The organism is Paenibacillus liaoningensis, assembly GCF_059609455.1.
Genome location: NZ_JCAALU010000004.1, coordinates 132,873 through 152,587, shown reverse-complemented (window position 1 = coordinate 152,587; position 19,715 = coordinate 132,873). Strand labels below are relative to the sequence as shown.

Sequence of the window (19,715 nt, the reverse complement as noted above, 5' to 3'; positions counted from 1 at the left end):
AAATAGCGGATCGTCAGTCCGCGAAAAAGAAGTATGCTTCATGCTCCATGCTTCTTGCTTCTTGCTTCTTGCTTCTAGCTCAGCTTCACTAAGCTGTAGCTTTTCTTGCCTTTGCGGATAATGATGAACCGACCGCCAATCGCATGCTCGGCTGTAACGGTAAACTCCAGCTCCGTCACCTTCTCGCCGTTCATGGAGATAGCGCCCTTCGTAATATCCTCGCGCGCTTGGCGCTTCGAAGGCTCAATGCCGAGATCGACGAGCCAGTCGACGATGTTTTTCGGCTCCCCGTCCGCTGTGAAGGTCGGCATTTCTTTAAAGCCCTGCTCAATTTCATCCGCTGTGAGCGAGCGAATGTCACCGCTGAACAGCGCCGCTGTTATGCGCTTCGCCTGCTCCAGCATGTCCTCGCCGTGCACGAATTTCGTCATTTCCTCTGCCAGCGCCTTCTGCGCCTCGCGTTTATGAGGCTCGGTTTGCACCTTCTCCTCAAGCGCTTCAATTTCCGCTTTGCTCAGGAACGTGAAGAACTTCAAGTATTTCACGACATCGCGGTCATCGGTATTCGCCCAGAACTGGTAAAATTCGAATGGCGTCGTTTTATTCGGGTCAAGCCAGATCGCGCCGCCCGCCGTTTTGCCGAATTTCGTGCCGTCGGCTTTCAGCATGAGCGGAATTGTCAGGCCGAACGCTTTCGCTTCTGCGCCTTCTTTTTTCCGGATGAGGTCAAGGCCGCTCGTAATGTTGCCCCATTGATCGGAACCGCCGATTTGCAGCTGCACATCCTCGTTCTGGAACAGGTGCAAGTAGTCGAGCGACTGCAAAATTTGGTACGAAAACTCGGTAAACGAGATGCCACTATCGAGTCTGCTGGAGACGACGTCCTTCGCCAGCATCGTATTGATGCTGAAGTTTTTACCGAAGTCGCGCAAAAATTCAATGACATTGATTTTGTGCGTCCAGTCGTAGTTGTTGACCATGCGCACCTGATTGTCGCCGTCGGTCATAAAAAGCTTTTTCAGCTGAGCACTCAAAGCATCGACATTCGCCTGTACCTGCTCCAGCGTTTGCAGCGAGCGCTCCGTCTGGCGTCCGCTCGGATCGCCGATCGTTCCGGTCGCTCCGCCAATCAGAATGACCGGGCGATGGCCTGCCAGTTGGAAACGCTTGAGCATCATAAACGGAATTAAGTGGCCGATATGCATGCTGTCGCCTGTCGGGTCAACGCCGCAGTACAGCGATACCGCCTTCGTATTCGTCAGCTCGCGAAGTCCCTCCGCATCCGTCTGCTGGTTAATGGCATCGCGCCATTCGAGTTCATCCATAATATTCAAAGCAAACAACCCCTTTTCTATTCGATAATAATGGTCATGATTTACGTTAATGAGCACAATAACGCACTGGGCTAGGCTTTTTCAAAATATAAGAATTTATAAGTTTTGCACTTATAAATGGGCTTAAATTTCTCGGAATGAAACGAGCCGCGCCGCCAAAGAACGGCGATAGCCGTTTCACCTTGAAATATAAAAATTTATAAGTTTTTCACGTATAAATAGGCTTATATTTCTCCGACAAAGCTCTTCGCACGTCCCAGAAGGACGACGAAGTCGTTTTTGCTTGAAATATAAGAATTTATAAGTTTTGCACTTATAAATAGGCTTATATTTCTCGGACTGAAACGCGCCGCGCCGCCAGAGGACGGCGACAGCCGTTTCACCTTGAAATATAAAAATTTATAAGTTTTGCACTTATAAATGGGCTTATATTTCTCCGACAAAGCTCTTCGCACGTCCCAGAAGGACGACGAAGTCGTTTTTGCGTGGGCAACAAAAAATCGCCCCTCGTCTACTGGAGACATAGGGACGATTGAATAACCGTGGTACCACCCAACTTGCACAAACAGCTTAAAAAAAAGCTGCTCATACCGCTTTTGGCGAAATATCGTTCGCCCTGCCGCTTGGCATTACCCAAGATACTCCAGAGTGTAATTCGCAGCCCATGTATGTGTCAGGTCTCATCAACCCCTGACTTTCTGCAACAGGGACAAAGCTGCTACTGCGCTCTATCAACGTATAACATGTATTAGATTATAGACAGTATAGCGGAACGTGAAAATCATTGCAAGCCTAAACGTCTAGTGAAAACGTATGGTAAAAAAGAAGCTGCGCTGCATGAAAAGCTGGGCTTACGATCGCCATTACCCTTGAATTTCTTTGAATCAGCTACAATAGGTGAAATTTCAAGGGTAAAAGCGAACGCTGACGCTTCTTCCGCTCAACCTTTTCATTCCGCTACGCTTTTTTCACCGCCCTTTTATTCCTTTACCGCCCCTATAGTCAGCCCTTGAACGAAGTAGCGCTGGAAAAAAGGATAAGCCAGCACAATCGGTCCCGTCGCCAGCACGACCATCGCCATCCGCGACGTATCCTGCGGCATGTCCTGCAAAATGCCGGTGCTGAGCGAAGCATTGGTTGAGTTTTGCATAATAAACTGCATGCTCGTTTCAATTCGCATCAGCATCGATTGCAGCGGCACCAGATTAGGCGTGTCGATGTACAAGAGCGCATTAAACCAGTCATTCCAATAGCCGAGCGTATTGAATAGGCCAATCGTCGCAAGGCCGGGAAGCGACAGCGGCAGCACGAGCCGAATAAACGTTTGCAGCTCGCTCGCCCCATCGATTTTTCCCGATTCAATAATGGCGGTTGGCACCATCGTACTGAAAAATGTTCGCATAATGAGAATATAAAACGCATTGACGAGCATCGGCATAATGAGCGCCCATATCGTATCCTTCATATGCAGCAGCTGCGTAACGACGATAAAGGTCGGCACCATGCCGCCGTTGAACAGCATCGTAAAAATCGCAAAAAAGCTGAAAAAGCGGCGATATTTAAAGCTTCTCTGAAAAATGGCATACGCATAAAGCGTAATAATGACAAGGCTCAGCAGTGTCCCGACGACCGTTACAAAAATCGTAACGCCATACGAGCGCAGCAGCGCCTCGCCTGTCCGGAATATATATTGGTACGCCTCCAGGCTCCATTCCTTCGGAATAATCCGGTAGCCGTTCGAGGCAAGCGATTTTTCATTCGTAAATGAAATGATGACGACGAACAGAAAAGGAAAGACGCAGGCAATCGCAATAGCACCTGTCAGCAGGCTCAGGAGAAAGTTGGCAGCAGGTGAGATTTGATCGAAACGCTTTGATTTTTTTACGGGCACCTATAGCTCCTCCTTCGTTTAAAACAAGGCATTATCCTTATTTTTTCTTCTGACGATGTAGTTAGATAGCAGAACAAGCAGAAAACCGACGAAGGACTGATACAGCCCGGCAGCCGTGCTCATGCCGATTTCGCCGTTCACTTTCAAGCCTCGGAACACATACGTATCAATGACGTTGGTCATCGAATAGAGCAGGCCCGAATCCCTTGGCACCTGATAAAAGAGTCCAAAATCCGCGTAAAAGATTTTTCCGACAGCGAGCAGCGTCATAATCGATATGACCGGAGCGAGCAGCGGAATCGTAATATTCGTAATTTGCTTCCATTTGCCTGCACCGTCAATCATCGCAGCCTCATAAAGCGAGCGGTCAATTCCCATAATAGCCGCCAAATACACGACGCTGTTGTAGCCGACGAGCTTCCACAGGTTGACCAATATGAGGATAAATGGCCATTTGGCAGGCTCCGAATACCAATTGATCCGCTCCATGCCCATCCATTCGAACGTTTTATTAATCAGCCCTTTATCAAAGCTGAGAAAGCTGAATACAAAATAGCCGACAATAACCCACGATAAAAAATAAGGCATAAACATCGCCGTTTGAAAAAACTTGCTCAGCCGCCTGTTCGTCAATTCAACTAAAATAATCGCCATCGCTACGGCCAATATGAGCCCTAAAATAATAAAAGCCGCATTATAAAGCACCGTATTGCGCGTAATGATATAGGCATCCGAGGTGCTGAACAAAAACTTGAAGTTGTCCAGGCCCACCCATTTGCTATTCATGATGCTGGCAAAAAAGCCATCCTTGCTGTATCTGTACTGCTTAAAGGAAATAATCGTGCCCGCCATCGGCAGGTAGGAAAACAGCAAAAACCATAGGGCGCCCGGCAGTACCATCAGGAGCATCGCCCGATTGCGAAAGATGTCCCGCAAAAATATTTTCAGCTTGTCGCTCATATCGTTCCTCTCCTTAAACCGCCAGCTTCTCAATACTCATTATCGTTATAAAAAAAGAGAGGCAAATCCGAAAATTCGCCTCTCCCTCTCCGCGGATTATTTAGGATTAGCCGCTTTCCACGCATCAAGCTGGGTCTGGGCTTCGGCAATTACCTTATCCAGTCCGGCTGCTTTAAACTTCTCAATCGCTTTTGGCAAATATTCATTTGGATCAACTGTACCCGTCATTAACGCCGACCAGAACTCGCCTTTGACGTTCTGAATCGATGCCAGCTCGGTCGTGACGCTCGTTGAATCGAAGTTGAAGCCCAGCGTTGGCGCTGCTTTGCCCGCTTCGTTGAATACTTTGTATTCATCCCATTTGTTCTCAGGATCGCCCGTATTGAGATACGTCAACGTGACATTGCCTAGCGAGAAGGTTGGCATATCATAGTTTTTCGAATCATCCAAGTTTTCCATTGCGTTGTCAGCCGTTTTCTTATAATGAACGTTTTCGATGCCGGAATCGATCATATTGCGCAATACCGGATCAGTGTTCAGCAAGTTTAAAAATGCCATCGCTTTCTCTGGATGCTCCGAATTAGCCGAAATCGCCTGCAGCGAGCCCATGACGGACCAGTTGAAAATGATCGATTCGCTCGCTGGCGTCGACACGACAGGATAGCCATAGCTTGCGCTCCACAGATTATCGGCGAATGGCGTCGTCGCTGCGCGGTCAAGGAACCATTTGCCGGATTTTTGCGTGTCATCCAGCCCATTTGTCGTTGCCGCCTCTGGCGAAATGTAGCCCTTCTTGTAATAGCTGTGCATCGTATCAAGCGCTGCTTTAAGCTCCGGCGTCTCCAGCACATTTAAGACTTTGTAGTCGCCTTTATCCAAGCTTACGACCATTGGCAGGTTGGTAATCAAATAATCGTACGGCAGCACCGGCATATAGTCCTTCGTTATGGCGAATGGGGTAATGTCCGGCTCGCTGTCTTTAATCGTCTTCAGCAGCGGCTCTATGCTTTCCAGCGTATAAATGCCGTCCATGCTCAGATTGTATTTATCGAGCAGGGTTTTGTTAAAGCGCCATACTTCAAGCGCCGGGAGCTCTTTTTTCGCCGGAATGCCGTAGTTGTGGCCGTCTACTTTGGAGCCTTCGAGGAAGGCTGGATCAAGCGTCTCCACAATTCCTTTGCCCTGCTCCTTCAGCAAATCGTCAATTTCATAAAAGGCTCCTTTACGGGCATTTTGCACGTAATCGAAGGCCCATGAAGAAGTAAACATGATGTCCATCGGCGTTCCTGATGAGGTAGCGATTTGCATTTTTTGCGTGTAGTCGCCCCAATCAATTTGGGTCATTTTGATCGTTACGCCAATTTTCTCAGCCGTATATTTGCTGACCTCCTCCATGACACGGTTGACATCCTTTTGCGGGGTACCGATTGTGTACCAGCTCAGCTCCACCGTTTCCTCTTTGCCCGCATTGCCGCCGTTGCCGCTGCCGCTGCTCTCCGCCGTTGCACCTGTTTCTTTTGCGCCGCCGTTTGTGCTGCATGCCCCTAGCAGCAGCGAAAATGAAAGCAGCACCCCGAGCAGCATCATCCAGCTTTTGTTTTGTCTCATCAATCGTTACCTCCCTTTTTTTGTAGCCCCTTTACTAACGCTTAACACTTACTTGTAGATTAACGGATGTAAGCACTTTCAAATAGAGAAGAAACTAAACAAACGCTGTTCAAAATAAACATATACAACGCTGCTCTTTATGTAGGAGAGTCACCCGATTCGCCGCTTGCTGCAAATAACATGCTTTTATAATCGGCTGGCGTTACGCCAACATATTTTTTAAACTGTTTATGAAAATAACCGCTGTCCCAATAGCCGACGTTTCGGGAAATTTCGTGTACCTTCTGCGCCGTTGTGCGGAGCAGCAGCTTGGACTGCTCGATCCGGTATTTGTTGACGTATTCCGTAAAGCTCTCCCCGGTTTCCTTCAGAAACAGCTTGCCTAAATAAACCGGGTGAATATGGTATTTGTGCGCCAGCTGCTTGAGGGACAAATCGGTGGCAAAATATTGCTCCACGTAATTCAGCACCTGCTTGACCGTAGGGTTCGTCTCCTCTTTAACAAGCATCGTGGACATGTCGCGGATCGTTCCTGTCATAATGGCAAGCAGCTCCTCCCATTCCGAAGCCTTCGCCGCCTTGTTAAAGGAAGCGTTCATATGGTCCGCAATAATAGCATTAACCGTATTGGCGCCTCCCATCTCCTGATGCAGCCAGAGAAGCGTTTGCATCACCAGCATGCGAAGCCTGCTTGGCGTTGCCGCGTCGGATGCTTGAATCGCCTGGAAGTCGCCTGTCAGCTCGGTGACAAGCGCCTCCGTATCCGCAGCGGAAACTTTCTTCCTGTAGCTGGCCCAGTTTAATTCCGTATCAGGCAGCAGCTCGTCCTTTTTTGCCGCATAATCCTCATACAAAGCAATCTCTTCCTTATGCAGCAGCAAAAAATAGTCCTGTGCCCGCAGCGCCTGCTCATAGCTGAGCGCCTCCTGCACTCCTCTTGCCTGAGGAGCGCCGATGGAAATCCGATAAGGGCACGCCTCCTCTCTCTGCCTCAGCTGCAAAGCAAATTGCAGGGCCATGGCAGCGCAATCCGCTTCCTCCTCCGCCATAAACACAAGCACGGCATCACCCTCTACATTTCGCAGAAACAGCCTGTCATGGCTGGCATTTGCCGTTTGCCGCAGCTCCTGCATGAGTCCGTCCTCCCGCTCGCCGCCCCCTCTGAGCAGCATCGTCGTCATATAACGGCCGCTGAAATGGATATCCAGCAGCGCCGCCCGCTCCTGCAATTGAATGGAATCGATCGCAGCGGTCAGCCAGCGATAAAGAATCGTATCTTTTAAAATATCAATTTTCTCAGCTTCAAGAGCGCTGCTTCGCCTTGTTTCATCCAGCTTCTTGACCGTATGGGCAAGCGTTGCGGCCAGCTCGGCGAAATTAAGCGGCTTCAGCAAATAGTTTTCAATGCCTAGCTGCATGCCTTCCTTTAAATATTCAAAATCATTGTAGCCGCTCAAAATAATAACCTTCAGCTCCGGCCTGATCGCTCGCGCAGCCCGAATCAGCTCCAGCCCATTCATAATGGGCATGGAAATATCGGTAATGAGCAAATCAGCGGGAACCTGCTGCAGCAGCTCGAGCGCCTTGCGGCCATTTTCTGCTTTGCCCGTCAGCTCCAGGCCATGGTCTGCCCAATCTATGGCATCGTATAAGCCCTCTAGTATAAACGGCTCGTCATCGACTAGAAATACGCGGTACATTTTCCATCTCTCCTTTCCTTAAAGCCGGGAAGCTGAAAATAATCTTCGTCCCTTTTCCTTGGACGCTCTCGATGTCGAATCTACCGTCTTTGCCATAAATCAATTCAAGCCTTTCTTTCACACTTCGCAGTCCAAGTGAATCCTCCTGCTCCTGAACCGTATACTTGCCAAGCGACCGTTTAATCTGCTCCAACCGTTCCTTGCTAATGCCTGTTCCGTTGTCCTCCGCTACAATCGTCACCATGTCGTTTTCCAGAGTGGCGGTTACTTTAATCAAGTTGTCCTCCTCCTCCGAGCGCAGGCCATGGACAATATAATTTTCCACAATCGGCTGCAGCGACATTTTAATCATCATGCGGTCCTTCAGCTCGGGATCACAGGCAATAAAATAGGCAAAACGATCCTTGTAACGAATGCGAAACAGCTCCAAATAAAGACGGCAATTTTCCAGCTCCTCCTCCATCGTCACGACGGTCTGCTGCTGTACAAAGCTCTTGAACAATACGGCCAAACTATAAATCATCTCGCTGACATCGGCAGCGCCATGGGAAAGGGCTCTCATCCGAATGACCTCAAGTGTATTGTAGAGAAAATGAGGATTAATTCTCGCCTGCAGCGCTGCAAACTCCGTATGCTTTTGCTTCAGTTCGGCCACATACACCCGGTCGATATGGCGCGAAAGCTCATCGAGCATTTTGTTGAAGCCTTGCGAGAGCTGCCCGATTTCATCCTCCTTCTCGTCGACAATCCGAATCGTCAAATCGCCCGTCTCTACCCGCCTCATGGAGCGGATAATCCGGTTCGTCCGGCGTGAAAAATTAAAGACGACAAAGGACGGAATGGAAATCGTGATCAAAATAAACGCAAAGCTCGCTGCAATAACCGCATTTTTCATAGGCGCATAAATCGCTTCCACTTCCCGCTTCGGCATGATGCCAAATACGGTGTAGCCGAGGCTGCTGGACGGAAGCATGGAAATGTAGGACTCCTCCTCCAATAAAGCGATGCTGTCCACCGATTTGATTTTGTCCACATAGGGATAGAGCTTGCCGTAATATCGGTCCGAAGAGTCAAAAATGACCTGTCCGTCTCCAGACAAAATCAAAATATTGCCCCGTCGGTCCCGCCCCTCGCTCGCCAGCGCCGTTTTTAATGCATCCGCTTGAAAAAAGACGAGCAGCTGCCCGACATTGCTCAGCGTGCCTACTTCATTAATATGTACTCTGACGGAAAAAAGCTTGTCGTCCCATTGGCCAATCGTCCTGCGAACCCACGGGTTGGGCGTAGATACGACGCTGCTTTCCAGCGCCATCGCATCCGGGACATAGGATTTAGACGCTTGCGTCTGATACAGCTTCGTCAAATTGCTTTGTCCGAACATATAAAGAAACTGCTTCTCGGAGCTGAACAGCAGCATATTCGCAATATCAACATCGTTTTCAATCATTTTTTTAAAAAAATCCAAATCATCGACACCGCTGCCCAAATTATTGTAATAGCTGTCCATTTTGAAATTCATATATTCGGAAAAAGAGTGCTTCAGCAAATAGGATAAGGAATAGGAAAAGGACGGGTCGCGATAAATGTCCTGCACCTGCTGCTGAACGACGTGAGCCTTGCCAGCAAGCTGCTGATTGACGCGCTCCATGGACATTTTCTGCTTCTCCAGCTCATTGTCAGCCACCGACTGGGACATATAATCGACTGTAAAATAAGCGAGAGTCGCCGTGGCGCAAACAATAATAACAGCAAAAACAAGCATGATTTTGACAAACAAATTATTTTTGATCGCATCAATATACAGCTTCTTCATCCCTTCCCCCTTGCCGCTTGCTCCTTCATCGACGTTAACAGGAAAAGGAAGACAGGGTATCGCCCTGTCCTCCCGCTTCTACTAGTATAAGATGATCTGATTAACAAATGAATTTATTTTTAGCTGCGAACATAGAGCGGCTGCGATTTATTTCCCGCATAATCCTCCATTACAATATAGACAGTGGCAGCTGTCGACGTGAAGCTCAGGCTTGCCTTCGTCGTTCTGCCGCGAATGATTTTCGCAAAGCTGCCCGCGCTGCCGGAAATGTACGTGACCGGGAACGACTTCGCCACGCCATTTTCATACACGTACATATAGCGCCAGTCCCTCGTATTTGGCATCGGCAAATTCAGCGTATTGCCGTTCCAGGACCATTGCTCGCTGTAAGGCTCGGCTATTTTATCAATAAAATGGCCGCTTTTGCTGACGGAGCTCCCGCCTCCCGTCGTAACCGTAACGAGAAAATCATCGCCGTTAATTGGCATATTGCTGAAGGTCACGCTAGTGGCTCCTGCCGCGGCCGTCTGCTGGGCAACAATAGGCTGCGCTGTCGTAATCCAGTTCAGTGAACGCAAGCTTACCGTCGTATTTCCCGCTGCATTCGGCGGATTTACCCAGCTCACCGACAACTGGCCATTTTCCTGAGAATTCACGCTAATGCCGGAAGCTGCCGCATTCAAATTAAAAGGAAGCGTTGCGGCAAAGCCCTCCAATCCGTCCGCCCCAATCGGAACGACCTTCAGCGTGCCTGCTGTCGACGGAAGAGCTTTTATATAAAACACTTCATCATATTTGCCGCCTACATAGACGTCATTGATATAGATATCGTATTGCTTGACCTTGCTGTAGTCGGTATCCATATTCCACTTAATGTTCATTTCCCCTGTGTCCACAAAGGCTTCCGTAATGGCAAGGCCAGAAGGAGCTGCAGGCTTAATCGCCGAACCGTCGAAAATGCGAATTTGCCCCACATTGAGCTGATAACCCGCAATCGCGCTTGACCCTGGAGCAACGACAAGCCCGAAAGCAGCAAGCGATTTGCCCGCATAGGCGCCAAGCTCAAGCTGCTGCGTAATCCAGCCATTCGTCTTGCTGCCGGCATTTGGAATGGCAACCTTCACGACCTGACTCGGATTATCTTTAAAAATAAGGCCGATATAAGCAGCCGATGCATCATTAGCCGATGGCTTGTTATATGTGATCGACAGCTTGGAGTTTGCATTTACGCTCAAATCGGTTTTGAACAGACGCAGGAAATTTTCGGCGTTTAGGTTGCCGTTCAGCACAAGCGAGCTGCCGCCATTGTAGCCGCCCAGCTTTTCATATTGATAACGCTGCGTAGCCGAAAAATCATATTTTGTGCCGTAGTCATAGTCCACGGTCAGACGATTGCCTGTCGTATCCTGCCACCACTGCCAAGTGACGGGCACATCCTGCAGACTCATATTGGACCACTCGCTATTACCCGAGACCGCACCGTCCTTGTAATAGGAAAGGCCATGGCCCGTATTGAAATTCGTGTAAAAGTTCGTACTGCCAATAACGGAGCGCTCCGCAATGACCGAGGCGATTCCCGGCCAATAGCGGTTGTCCGCATAGACGTCGGCTGCCGTGTTAGCAGCGGAAACCGTCGTATTTTTCGGATTCAAATTCGGGCCCGACCACCACAGCTGATCACGCACATTCGTCATCCATTGGTAGTTGTTTTCCGATCGGTGGCTCACCGGCCAGCTTTGCCCCATATCCTCATCCAGGCCCGCATGGACAAAGTCCGCACCGAGCGTAGCCAGACTTAGACGGGGCAGCCCGCTGCTCAGCTTGCTCGAAAGTGCCGTTCCCTGTGCAGAAGAAAAACGGTCTCTGCCTGCCTCTAGGCCCGCAAAGCCGATATCAAAAATCGTATAGGCTGTACCATTCGCGGCATTATAGCTGGCCAAATAAGAGTTCGCGCTATTAATTTGCGTATTTCCCACCCCGTAGTCAAAGAAAAAGGAATTGGTGACCGCTTGGTGATTCACCTTGTCATGCAGCATCGAAATATTGTTATTGTTGAACGTGCGGGTAAACGTATTTGCCCCTGTAGACGTACTCAGCGAGTCATACCATTGCACGTAAAGGCCGCCGCTTTGCAGCACTTTCAGAAATTCGATATACGCAGGAATGTCCGCTGTCGCAACGTTGGGCGACAATTCCTCCTGGTTCATAAAATAACCGTCATAGCCAAAGTAATCGGCCATTTCAATCATTTTTTGGGCGACTGGGAAATTTCCGCTGCTGTCTTTTACAATCATTTGTTTGTAGGTTTGCTGGCCGCGGTCATTGTTGGAGAAAAAAACGCCAGCGAGGGAGAGGACGCCGTTTTTATGCGCGGCATCCGTATACGTTGGGTTAGGGATGTTCAGCATGCCGAATTCAAACCATTTTTGCTGCCAATTCGATTGGGCCAAATCATCGTAATATTCAGGCGGAGTGTAAGCGCTTGCAGTTCCATGCCAATAAGAATAATAGTCAATGTATTGCCAGAAGTTGAAATGATACTGGGCAAACTTGTTCGTATATGGCGCATTTTCGATAAAAGCATTGCCATAATCCCCTGCGACATTCATCATCTTCACATTGGTGCTCAGCGTCGGCTTTGCCTGTGTGCTGGCAAACGGCAAAATCCGGTTTTGCAGCGGCACCTTTGAACGCAGCTTCTCGGCACCCGGGTCTGTTGCCGGGCTCCAATTCGCAATTTGGCCACTCGTGTAGCCGTGGACGCTTGGCTGATTGCTGCCGTGTGCGCTTTCCCCCTTGAATGGCCATGTGTCGCCGGCATATGCAGCAAGCGGCATCATGGTGACGAGCATAGAAGCGGTTAAAGCAACGGCTGTCCATTTACGGACAGCTGCTTTTGTTCCTCTTGTTAATGGCATCGTTCCATCTCTCCTCGCACGATTCGATTTACAATGTAACCATAACCGATGAAAGCCCTTTCCATAAGCAGATAAATTAAACATTGGCTGTTCAAAATAAAGAAACAGCTCTTTTTAACACACAACAAAAAGGGTTCGAGCAGGGATATCCCCGATCCAACCCTTTTGTTACCTACTTACGGCTCAATTCCCCATACGAGCTGACCATTCATATAGCCGACAACCTGTTCATTGTTTACGAACTGATTGCTGGATGCCTTGAACGAGTAATCGCCCGCTTGGTTGTAATTGGACCAGTCGGTTTTGGAGAAGCGTGCTTGAATTTCTGCGCTCTGGCCGGGATTCAGTGTTCCAGCTGAGGTCGTAAAGCCAATTTCCAAAGCATAATCGGCACCCTCAACCGGAGTCGCCAGTTTGACGAATTTGCCGGTTACATTCGCATTTCCGATACTGGCCCAGTCGATCCAGAAACTCTGATTTCTCTCCCCGTCAATCGTATAATAATACCGGAGCAACACATCACTGAGCTGAATGGCTGCATCACCGGTGTTAACTACTTTGAATTTGGGTGAAATTCCGTTGGTGGAGGCACTCGTATTGCCGTTAAAGGCTTGGACCGTCAGCTCTCCCGCGGGTACGGAAACACCGCTGTCCACAACATTTAGCGTTAATATAGCTTGATTTCCTCCGCTGAAATGAAAGGTTATGGCATTCTGGCCCAGCGGCAGTGTGGAAAGATAAGATTTGCTCAGAACGACACCAGCGCTTGATGCCGTATAATCCTGGCCCGATAGAAGGGTATAATTTCCATTTGAGATACTTACAAGCTGGTGCCCGTTTAAGGTAAGGGCGACGATAATATCCTGCGCTAGAGTTGCCGCTTTATCAAATGCTGCACTCACGGGTGCAATGGATGCGCTCGGTGTTGTGTCAACAATTTTGACTTTTAATACGGGATCTTGACCTTGATTGAAATCAAAGACAATCGAATGCTCGCCAATCGGCAGCGTCGCCAGAAATGCTTTTTTCAGCAGCAGCGTATTTCCACTCAAGGTATAATCCTGATTCGCTAACAAGGCATTGGCTCCTGCGCGGAGAGCGATTAACGTATTTCCATTTGAATTCACGGTTATCGCTGGGTCGATTTGATTGGGGGCATACTTGTCAAATTCGACGGTTGCTGGTGTGATGGACGCGTTTGGAATTGGATTTTCAACCTTTAAATCGGGCAGCTCATCGAGCGTAATGACATAGTCGCTTTGGTACAGTGTTGTTAAGGTCGCTGGGTAATTGAAGGCAGAGCTCATGAGATGTTCCCCATACCAAGGCAAGAAGTAGAGCCATCCTGCTTTCTCATCTGTCAGATTCATTACGCTTGGGACGGTGTCGTTCTCCGTCATGGCCACCATTTTCGTGCCGCCCGTCAAATCAACAAGCTGATAAAAAATAGAGGTAATAGCATCCTCATTGGGGACACCGGACAAGCCGTCATAGCGGTTGTAAATGGTATTGTATTTATCGTATCCGATAATATCCACCTGATCGCCGCCGGGATACCATGCGGGAGAAGTGCTATACACATAACTGTTGTAGGTCCAGATCAAGTTGTGCAAGTCGTATGTCTCTGTAAGCTCGGTATAGATCAGATCCCATAGCTGCTTATACACCTCCGCGCCTGCCGAAGCCCACCAGAACCATGCACCTTCCCCATTCAATCCGCCGTTGCCCTCCGCCTCATGGAAGGGTCGGAAGATCACCGGCACATTGTTATTTTGCAGAATCTCCAGTTGCTCTGCCAAATCCTCAATGGCCATCATCACGTATTGATATTCTTTCGTGCCGGGAATCACCGCACTCGCTGTATTGAAATTGGTTTCCGTCGGTTTGTAGGTGGCTTCTTTCCATTCCACAAACTCTCCAAGCTGATAGGCCGTGAAATTTCGGGGTACAGTAATATGCCAGCTGCTTGTTGCGATCCCGCCCCGGTTGTTCACCCAATCGATCATCCGGGCGGTTGTACCATCCTCCCAGCCGTAAAGCGGATTATAGTTCAGAAAATCGAACCCGCGAATGGCCGGATACTTTCCGGTTAAATTGTGAATCCAATCAAACTCCAGCTCGGAATTGCCGTCATTTCCGCCTCCGTATATCTCCTGCTGGCCGGAGAGCATATGATTGCCGTAAACCTCTGTTAAATAATTCATCAGAAGTTGTGTTTCCGCTGTGGCCTCAGAGTCGGCGAGGACAGGCTGCACATTCAAAGGATCAAGAGCAGCATAATCCACAGTGAAGGTATCAAAATAAGCGAATCCCCAACCTGCCTTCAACTGAATGGTGTTGCTTCCTTGATTCAGCTTGTGATAGCCAAAATCGAAATCCGCCCAATTGGTCGTATAGGGCAGCATATACGAACCCTTCGTAACGCCATTAACGGTTAAAGATTGCTGCCTGCCGTCAGGACTAAGCTCCTGCATATAGCGGGTGGAGATCGTATACATTCCGGTTTCAGGGACAGTCACTGTAAAGGTAATGGTACCGGAATTCTGCATCCAGACAAATCCACTTCCGGAGTATCCGGGCTTCTGTTGTCCGTAAATTTGGGTCGTCACTTGAAGATCGGAGGTGAGCTGAGCATTTTCGCTTTCAATTGTGAAAAGTGCGTTGTCTGCATGAACGGGCGGTGCTGTCATTAATCCAAGCAGCAGAGTAAATGCCAGCATCATTACGCTTGCCTTCTTGATTAAATTTTTCATCCTTTCCCTTCCTCCCATGTCAAAAATGGTAATTGCAAGTTCAATATACAAGATATTGAATGCGCTTTCATAGCAACCATATCATAATCCCCATATTATGTAAATCCTATCTATATTGAAAATTTTTGGCCTTCATTTTTCCATAATTATAAAGAAGAAGGTGCAGACAGTGACCCGTGAAGTGCGGATAGTGGTCTATGATACGGACTTGCAGCTTGAAGCGTATCAGTTCCAAGGCATTATGCTTCGGAGAGAAAAGCCAAGCTGGCAGCTTCCGGCGCATAGGGATGAGCATAGAAGCGGTTAAAGCAGCAGCTGTCCATTTACGGACATTTAACAAAAAAAGATGGACGGTCCGTCGTCCTTCGACGTCTAGACTGCATCCATCTCCTCTTAAACTTGCTCGAATCCGATTAACGTAAAACTGCTATAGTTCAACTGCTATAGTTCAGCAGCTTCTATTATTGCTCGGCCAGCAAGCAGCTCGCCGTCCATCCGGCTAACCGCATCGATAATCGCAATGTGGAACGAGCCGCTGCCTTTGCCTTCCGTTGCTTCTGCGGCAAGCTCGCCGGCAATGCCCATTGCAGCTACGCCCGCCGCGGCCGCGAGCAGCAAATCCCCCTCCTGCTTGGCGCCGCAAAATGCGCCGATCAGCGTGGAGCACATACAGCCGGTGCCCGTTACACCGGACAGCTGCGGTACGCCGTTGCGAATAAGCAGCGTTCGCTCGCCATCGCTAATGACATCGGTCGCTCCGGTAAGTGCCACGATGCAGCCAAGCTTGCTCGCTGCACGCTCCGCAACCTCCTGCGCGGTCACTTCGCTTCTGGCCAGGTCGGCCTCTGAAGCGTCGACGCCCTTCGTCAGCGATTCCAGTCCTGCTGCAAAGCGGATTTCCGATAAATTGCCGCGCAGCACGCTAATTTCCACCTCGCGCAGCAGCTGCTCCACCGCGGCATTGCGCAAGGCCGAGGCTCCCGCTCCCACCGGATCGAGCACAACCGGAATGCCCCGCTCATTCGCCCGCTTCCCGGCGGCGACCATTGACTCGATCGTGCGGCGGTTCAGCGTGCCGATATTAATGACAAGTGCCGAAGCAATGGCGACGATATCGTTCATTTCCTCCAGCTCATCCGCCATAATCGGCGAAGCGCCAACAGCGAGCGCAATATTCGCGCAGTCATTGACCGTCACGTAGTTCGTAATATGATGAACGAGCGGCTTATTGCGGCGCACCGCCTCCAATGATTCAGCAATCGTTTGTATGATTTCCATGTAGAAACATCCCTCTCTGCCGCATGACTAGAGCGGCCTTTTAATCTTATATATACCACAAAGCTGGGGCGAACACCTATGAGGATTGGCACAGCTGCATAAAAAAAACGGATCGGCACGGAGCATCTGCTGCTCTCTCTGCCCATCCGTTTGTGGCGGTGCTCTTTATTGCTGCTCGTTATTACTGCTCCTTCTAAACGCTTGCTCCATTTAATGGTTTCGGCTTGCCTTCCTTCAATACTTTGGCGATAAGACAGCCAATCAGCAAAGACCAGACTGGGGATGAAATGCCAAAAAAAGATACATTAGCAATCGCGATAATGAAGGCAAACAAGGTCGAAAACCGGTACGTCGTTTCGGAAAAAACAGCTTGCAGATTGCCAATCAGCACCCCAGCCAGCGAAAAGCCTGACAGAAGTACAATAAACGTCGATGGCAGCCGATTAATCAGCACAAGCATCGCTCCGGCAAACAGGCCGAAAATAATGACCAGCACGCTGCATACGATCCCCGCCCAGATGCGGCTTTTCCTCTCGCCTGCTTCTTCGCTGCTGCATAAAGCGGTCATCATGCCCCCGACGTTGACGGCATGCCCGCCGAAAAAGCCTACGAGCAGCGTACCGAGACCCGAAAAGACGACCGTCTTGTTCACTGGCGGATTGTAGCCATTTTTCTTAAGGGCAGCCAGCGATACCGCAATATCGTTGCTCAAAATCAATATCGCAACCGGGACGGATATAGAGATAAAGCTGCCCGTCGTAAAGGACGGACTAATCCAGTGCGGCATACTGAATTCAGCTGCCTGAGCCGCAGGAAAGTCATACCAAATGAGCAGGCCGATGACGCCAAATGCCAGCATTCCCAGCAAGGGCGGAATTGATTTATGCAGCCTAGGCACGATAAGAAAGCCCAGAAAAGATACTAAGCCGATCATTGGAAGCTCTTTAATAGCCGGAATAATCGCCACGACATAATGCAGGACAATTCCCGCCAGCATCGCGTCCAGCATCGGCTTTGGAATGAGTCCTAGAAGCTTGCCGAATAAGCCGGTGGCGCCAAGCACGACAATAAGCGCGCCTGCCATAATAAAGCTGCCCGCCAGCTCCTTTATCGGATAATGCAGCGCCGACGCGCTTAGAAAAGCGACCGCGGTCAGCGAATGGCAGCCCGCAAACGGCATTTTATAGCGGAGGATAAGCCACAAATTCAGTGCCCCGCCAATCACATAAACCGCAAACAGCCACGATAAAGCTTCCGCCCGGCTAAGTCCAAGCGCATCGGCAGCTTGTATAATGAGCACCGCGCCGCCTGTACAGGCCATAATCGCTGTCGCGAGTCCGCTCGAAATATTTTTTGTGTTCAGCATACGTTTTCCTTCATGCTCCCTTCCCTAACACTCCTGCTGCAAGGAAAAATAACAGCATAAAGCTGGCTGAAATGACAGCCAGCTTTACACACATCCTCTTATTCTAGTATTTCTTCTACTAATTGTACAACCTCATGTCCTGTCCCGCACATCAGCGCCTTCGCAGCAAGCTGCTTCATCTCTTCCTGATTCAGCTTCGCCATGAGGCTGCGAGCGGGAAGAATCGAGCTTGCGCTCATGCTGAATTCATCCAGTCCGAGCCCGAGCAGCAGCGGAATAGCGGTTTGATCGCCAGCCATTTCACCGCACATGCCCGTCCATTTGCCCGCTGCATGGGCAGCATCAATGACATTTTTGATCAGACGCAGCACGGCAGGATTATACGGTTGATACAAATAGGAAACCCGCTCATTCATTCGGTCCGCCGCCATCGTATATTGAATCAAATCATTCGTGCCGATGCTGAAAAAATCAACTTCCTTCGCAAACTGGTCTGCAAGTACTGCTGTTGACGGAATTTCCACCATAATGCCGACCTGGATGTCATCCGACACCGCTTTTTCTTCGGAAAGAAGCTTTGCCCGCTCTTCTTCGAGAATCGCTTTCGCTGACCGGAACTCCTCCAGCGTCGCAATCATGGGAAACATAATGCGCAGATTGCCGAAGACGCTGGCGCGCAATAAAGCTCGCAGCTGCGTGCGGAACATATCCTGCTGCTCGAGGCAAAGCCTTACCGCACGGAAGCCCAGAAACGGATTCATTTCCTTTGGCATATTCAAATAAGGAAGCTCCTTGTCACCGCCAATGTCGAGCGTACGCACGACGACCGGCTTCCCTTCCATTTTTTGCAGCACAGCTTTATAAGCGTTAAATTGCTCCTTCTCCGAAGGCATGCTTTCTCTGCCCATATACAAAAACTCGGTGCGGAACAGCCCCACTGCTTCGCCGCCGTTGCCTAGAACAGCTGCCACATCCGCCGGTGTTCCGATGTTTGCCGCCAGCTCGACATGAATACCGTCCTTGGTTACGGTTGGTTCATTCCGCAGCTTCGCCCATTCCGCCCGCCTCGCTTCATACTCGGCTTGCTTGATTTTGTAGCCTTCAATGGTGGCCGCATCAGGATGCAAAATAACTTCCCCTGCCAAGCCATCAATAATGAGCAAATCTCCGCTTTGCACCTGCTCCATAATTTCCTTCGTGCCGACAACAGCCGGAATTTGCAGCGTTCGCGCCATAATGGCGGAGTGGGAGGTCCGTCCTCCAATATTCGTCGCGAAGCCTTTAACGAAGCTTGGATTGAGCTGCGCCGTATCCGACGGCGTCAAGTCCTCGGCTACCAAAATAACCTCCTCATGAATGGCGGTCAAATCCTGAAGCTCCACACCAAGCAAATGGGAAAGTACGCGTTTCGATACATCGCGCATATCAGCGGCACGCTCGCGAAGGTAGGCGCTTTTCATATTTTCGAACATCTGTACGAGAATCGCCGATACCTCTTGCAGCGCAAATTCCGCGTTGACACGCTCGCTTTGGATTTTCTCCTCGATCGGGCCTACCAGTTCGGGATCGCTGAGCACAAGCAGATGCGCTTCAAATATTTCCGCCTTCTCCTCGCCCAGCTCTTCAAGCGCCCGCTGCTTAATTTGCTGGAGCTCGATCTTGGATTTGCCCAGCGCTTCATGAAGGCGGGTCATTTCCAAAGCCAGATCATCCACCTTCCGCTTTTCTACAATGAGCGATGCCGATTTTAATATCATCGCTTTGGCGATAGCAATGCCATCCGCTGCCGCGATGCCCGTTATTTTAAGCATGAACAACACCAAGCTCCGCTTGCGTCATTACATCTTCCAAAGCTGAAATCGCTTCTGCCGCGTCTGCTCCGTCTGCACTAAAGGTAATCAGCTCACCCGCTTCAAGATCGAAGGACAATAGGCCGAGAATGGATTTCAGCGTTACCTTTTTACCATTTGCTTCTGCGTAGACTTCCGTTTCAAACTTGCTCGCCGTATTGACAAGCGCTGTCGCCGGTCTTGCGTGGATTCCGTCTTCGTCTGTAATTTTAAATGTTTTTTGCATGATTTCTCGCTCCTCATC

At 49.6% G+C, this 19,715-nt stretch carries 13 protein-coding genes and 1 other annotated feature; of the genes, 1 reads left to right on the top strand and 12 read right to left on the bottom strand.

Annotation, left to right across the window (positions count from 1 at the left end; all coding sequences use genetic code 11):
* Nucleotides 1-74 precede the first annotated feature (74 nt).
* The 8 genes from tyrS to AC6B99_RS06805 form a co-directional block, all read right to left on the bottom strand.
* Complete coding sequence (gene tyrS / locus AC6B99_RS06840; RefSeq protein ID WP_099521102.1) at nucleotides 75-1,334, bottom strand: tyrosine--tRNA ligase; 1,260 nt, start codon at nucleotides 1,332-1,334, stop codon at nucleotides 75-77.
* A 521-nt stretch (nucleotides 1,335-1,855) separates the two neighbouring features.
* Nucleotides 1,856-2,078, bottom strand: a binding site (T-box leader).
* 235 nt (nucleotides 2,079-2,313) lie between these two features.
* Nucleotides 2,314-3,192, bottom strand: coding sequence for a carbohydrate ABC transporter permease (locus tag AC6B99_RS06835; RefSeq protein ID WP_235533157.1), 879 nt, complete (start codon nucleotides 3,190-3,192; stop codon nucleotides 2,314-2,316).
* 51 nt (nucleotides 3,193-3,243) lie between these two features.
* Nucleotides 3,244-4,185, bottom strand: a complete 942-nt coding sequence (locus AC6B99_RS06830; protein ID WP_056035275.1) for an ABC transporter permease — start codon at nucleotides 4,183-4,185, stop codon at nucleotides 3,244-3,246.
* A 96-nt stretch (nucleotides 4,186-4,281) separates the two neighbouring features.
* Nucleotides 4,282-5,796, bottom strand: coding sequence for an ABC transporter substrate-binding protein (locus AC6B99_RS06825; RefSeq protein ID WP_496663061.1), 1,515 nt, complete (start codon nucleotides 5,794-5,796; stop codon nucleotides 4,282-4,284).
* Nucleotides 5,797-5,930: 134 nt separating this feature from the next.
* The gene (locus tag AC6B99_RS06820; RefSeq protein ID WP_056035280.1) at nucleotides 5,931-7,493 is read right to left on the bottom strand and encodes a response regulator transcription factor; all 1,563 of its coding nucleotides are present in this window, start codon (nucleotides 7,491-7,493) and stop codon (nucleotides 5,931-5,933) included.
* Nucleotides 7,468-9,306, bottom strand: coding sequence for a sensor histidine kinase (locus AC6B99_RS06815; protein ID WP_056035282.1), 1,839 nt, complete (start codon nucleotides 9,304-9,306; stop codon nucleotides 7,468-7,470). Before AC6B99_RS06815 ends, AC6B99_RS06820 begins: the two co-directional genes overlap by 26 nt.
* A 119-nt stretch (nucleotides 9,307-9,425) precedes the next feature.
* Nucleotides 9,426-12,224 (bottom strand): endo-beta-N-acetylglucosaminidase, encoded by a 2,799-nt coding sequence (locus AC6B99_RS06810; protein WP_496663060.1) that lies wholly within the window; start codon nucleotides 12,222-12,224, stop codon nucleotides 9,426-9,428.
* Between the two features lie 176 nt (nucleotides 12,225-12,400).
* Nucleotides 12,401-14,977, bottom strand: coding sequence for a glycosyl hydrolase (locus tag AC6B99_RS06805; RefSeq protein WP_496663059.1), 2,577 nt, complete (start codon nucleotides 14,975-14,977; stop codon nucleotides 12,401-12,403).
* A 169-nt stretch (nucleotides 14,978-15,146) separates the two neighbouring features.
* On the opposite strand from AC6B99_RS06805, the gene AC6B99_RS06800 reads away from it, so the two are divergent.
* Nucleotides 15,147-15,284 carry a hypothetical protein gene (locus AC6B99_RS06800; RefSeq protein WP_200931617.1) on the top strand — a complete coding sequence of 46 codons (138 nt, stop codon included), beginning with the start codon at nucleotides 15,147-15,149 and terminating at the stop codon, nucleotides 15,282-15,284.
* A 134-nt stretch (nucleotides 15,285-15,418) separates the two neighbouring features.
* Here the strand turns inward: AC6B99_RS06800 and thiM are convergent, their stop codons facing one another.
* The 4 genes from thiM to AC6B99_RS06780 form a co-directional block, all read right to left on the bottom strand.
* Complete coding sequence (gene thiM / locus AC6B99_RS06795) at nucleotides 15,419-16,255, bottom strand: hydroxyethylthiazole kinase (RefSeq protein WP_056035291.1); 837 nt, start codon at nucleotides 16,253-16,255, stop codon at nucleotides 15,419-15,421.
* Between the two features lie 193 nt (nucleotides 16,256-16,448).
* On the bottom strand, nucleotides 16,449-17,621 hold the full coding sequence (locus AC6B99_RS06790) for a benzoate/H(+) symporter BenE family transporter (RefSeq protein WP_496663058.1): 1,173 nt from the start codon (nucleotides 17,619-17,621) through the stop codon (nucleotides 16,449-16,451).
* A gap of 98 nt (nucleotides 17,622-17,719) precedes the next feature.
* Complete coding sequence (gene ptsP, locus AC6B99_RS06785; protein ID WP_494862156.1) at nucleotides 17,720-19,432, bottom strand: phosphoenolpyruvate--protein phosphotransferase; 1,713 nt, start codon at nucleotides 19,430-19,432, stop codon at nucleotides 17,720-17,722.
* On the bottom strand, nucleotides 19,425-19,697 hold the full coding sequence (locus tag AC6B99_RS06780) for an HPr family phosphocarrier protein (RefSeq protein WP_496663057.1): 273 nt from the start codon (nucleotides 19,695-19,697) through the stop codon (nucleotides 19,425-19,427). Before AC6B99_RS06780 ends, ptsP begins: the two co-directional genes overlap by 8 nt.
* Nucleotides 19,698-19,715: the final 18 nt, after the last annotated feature.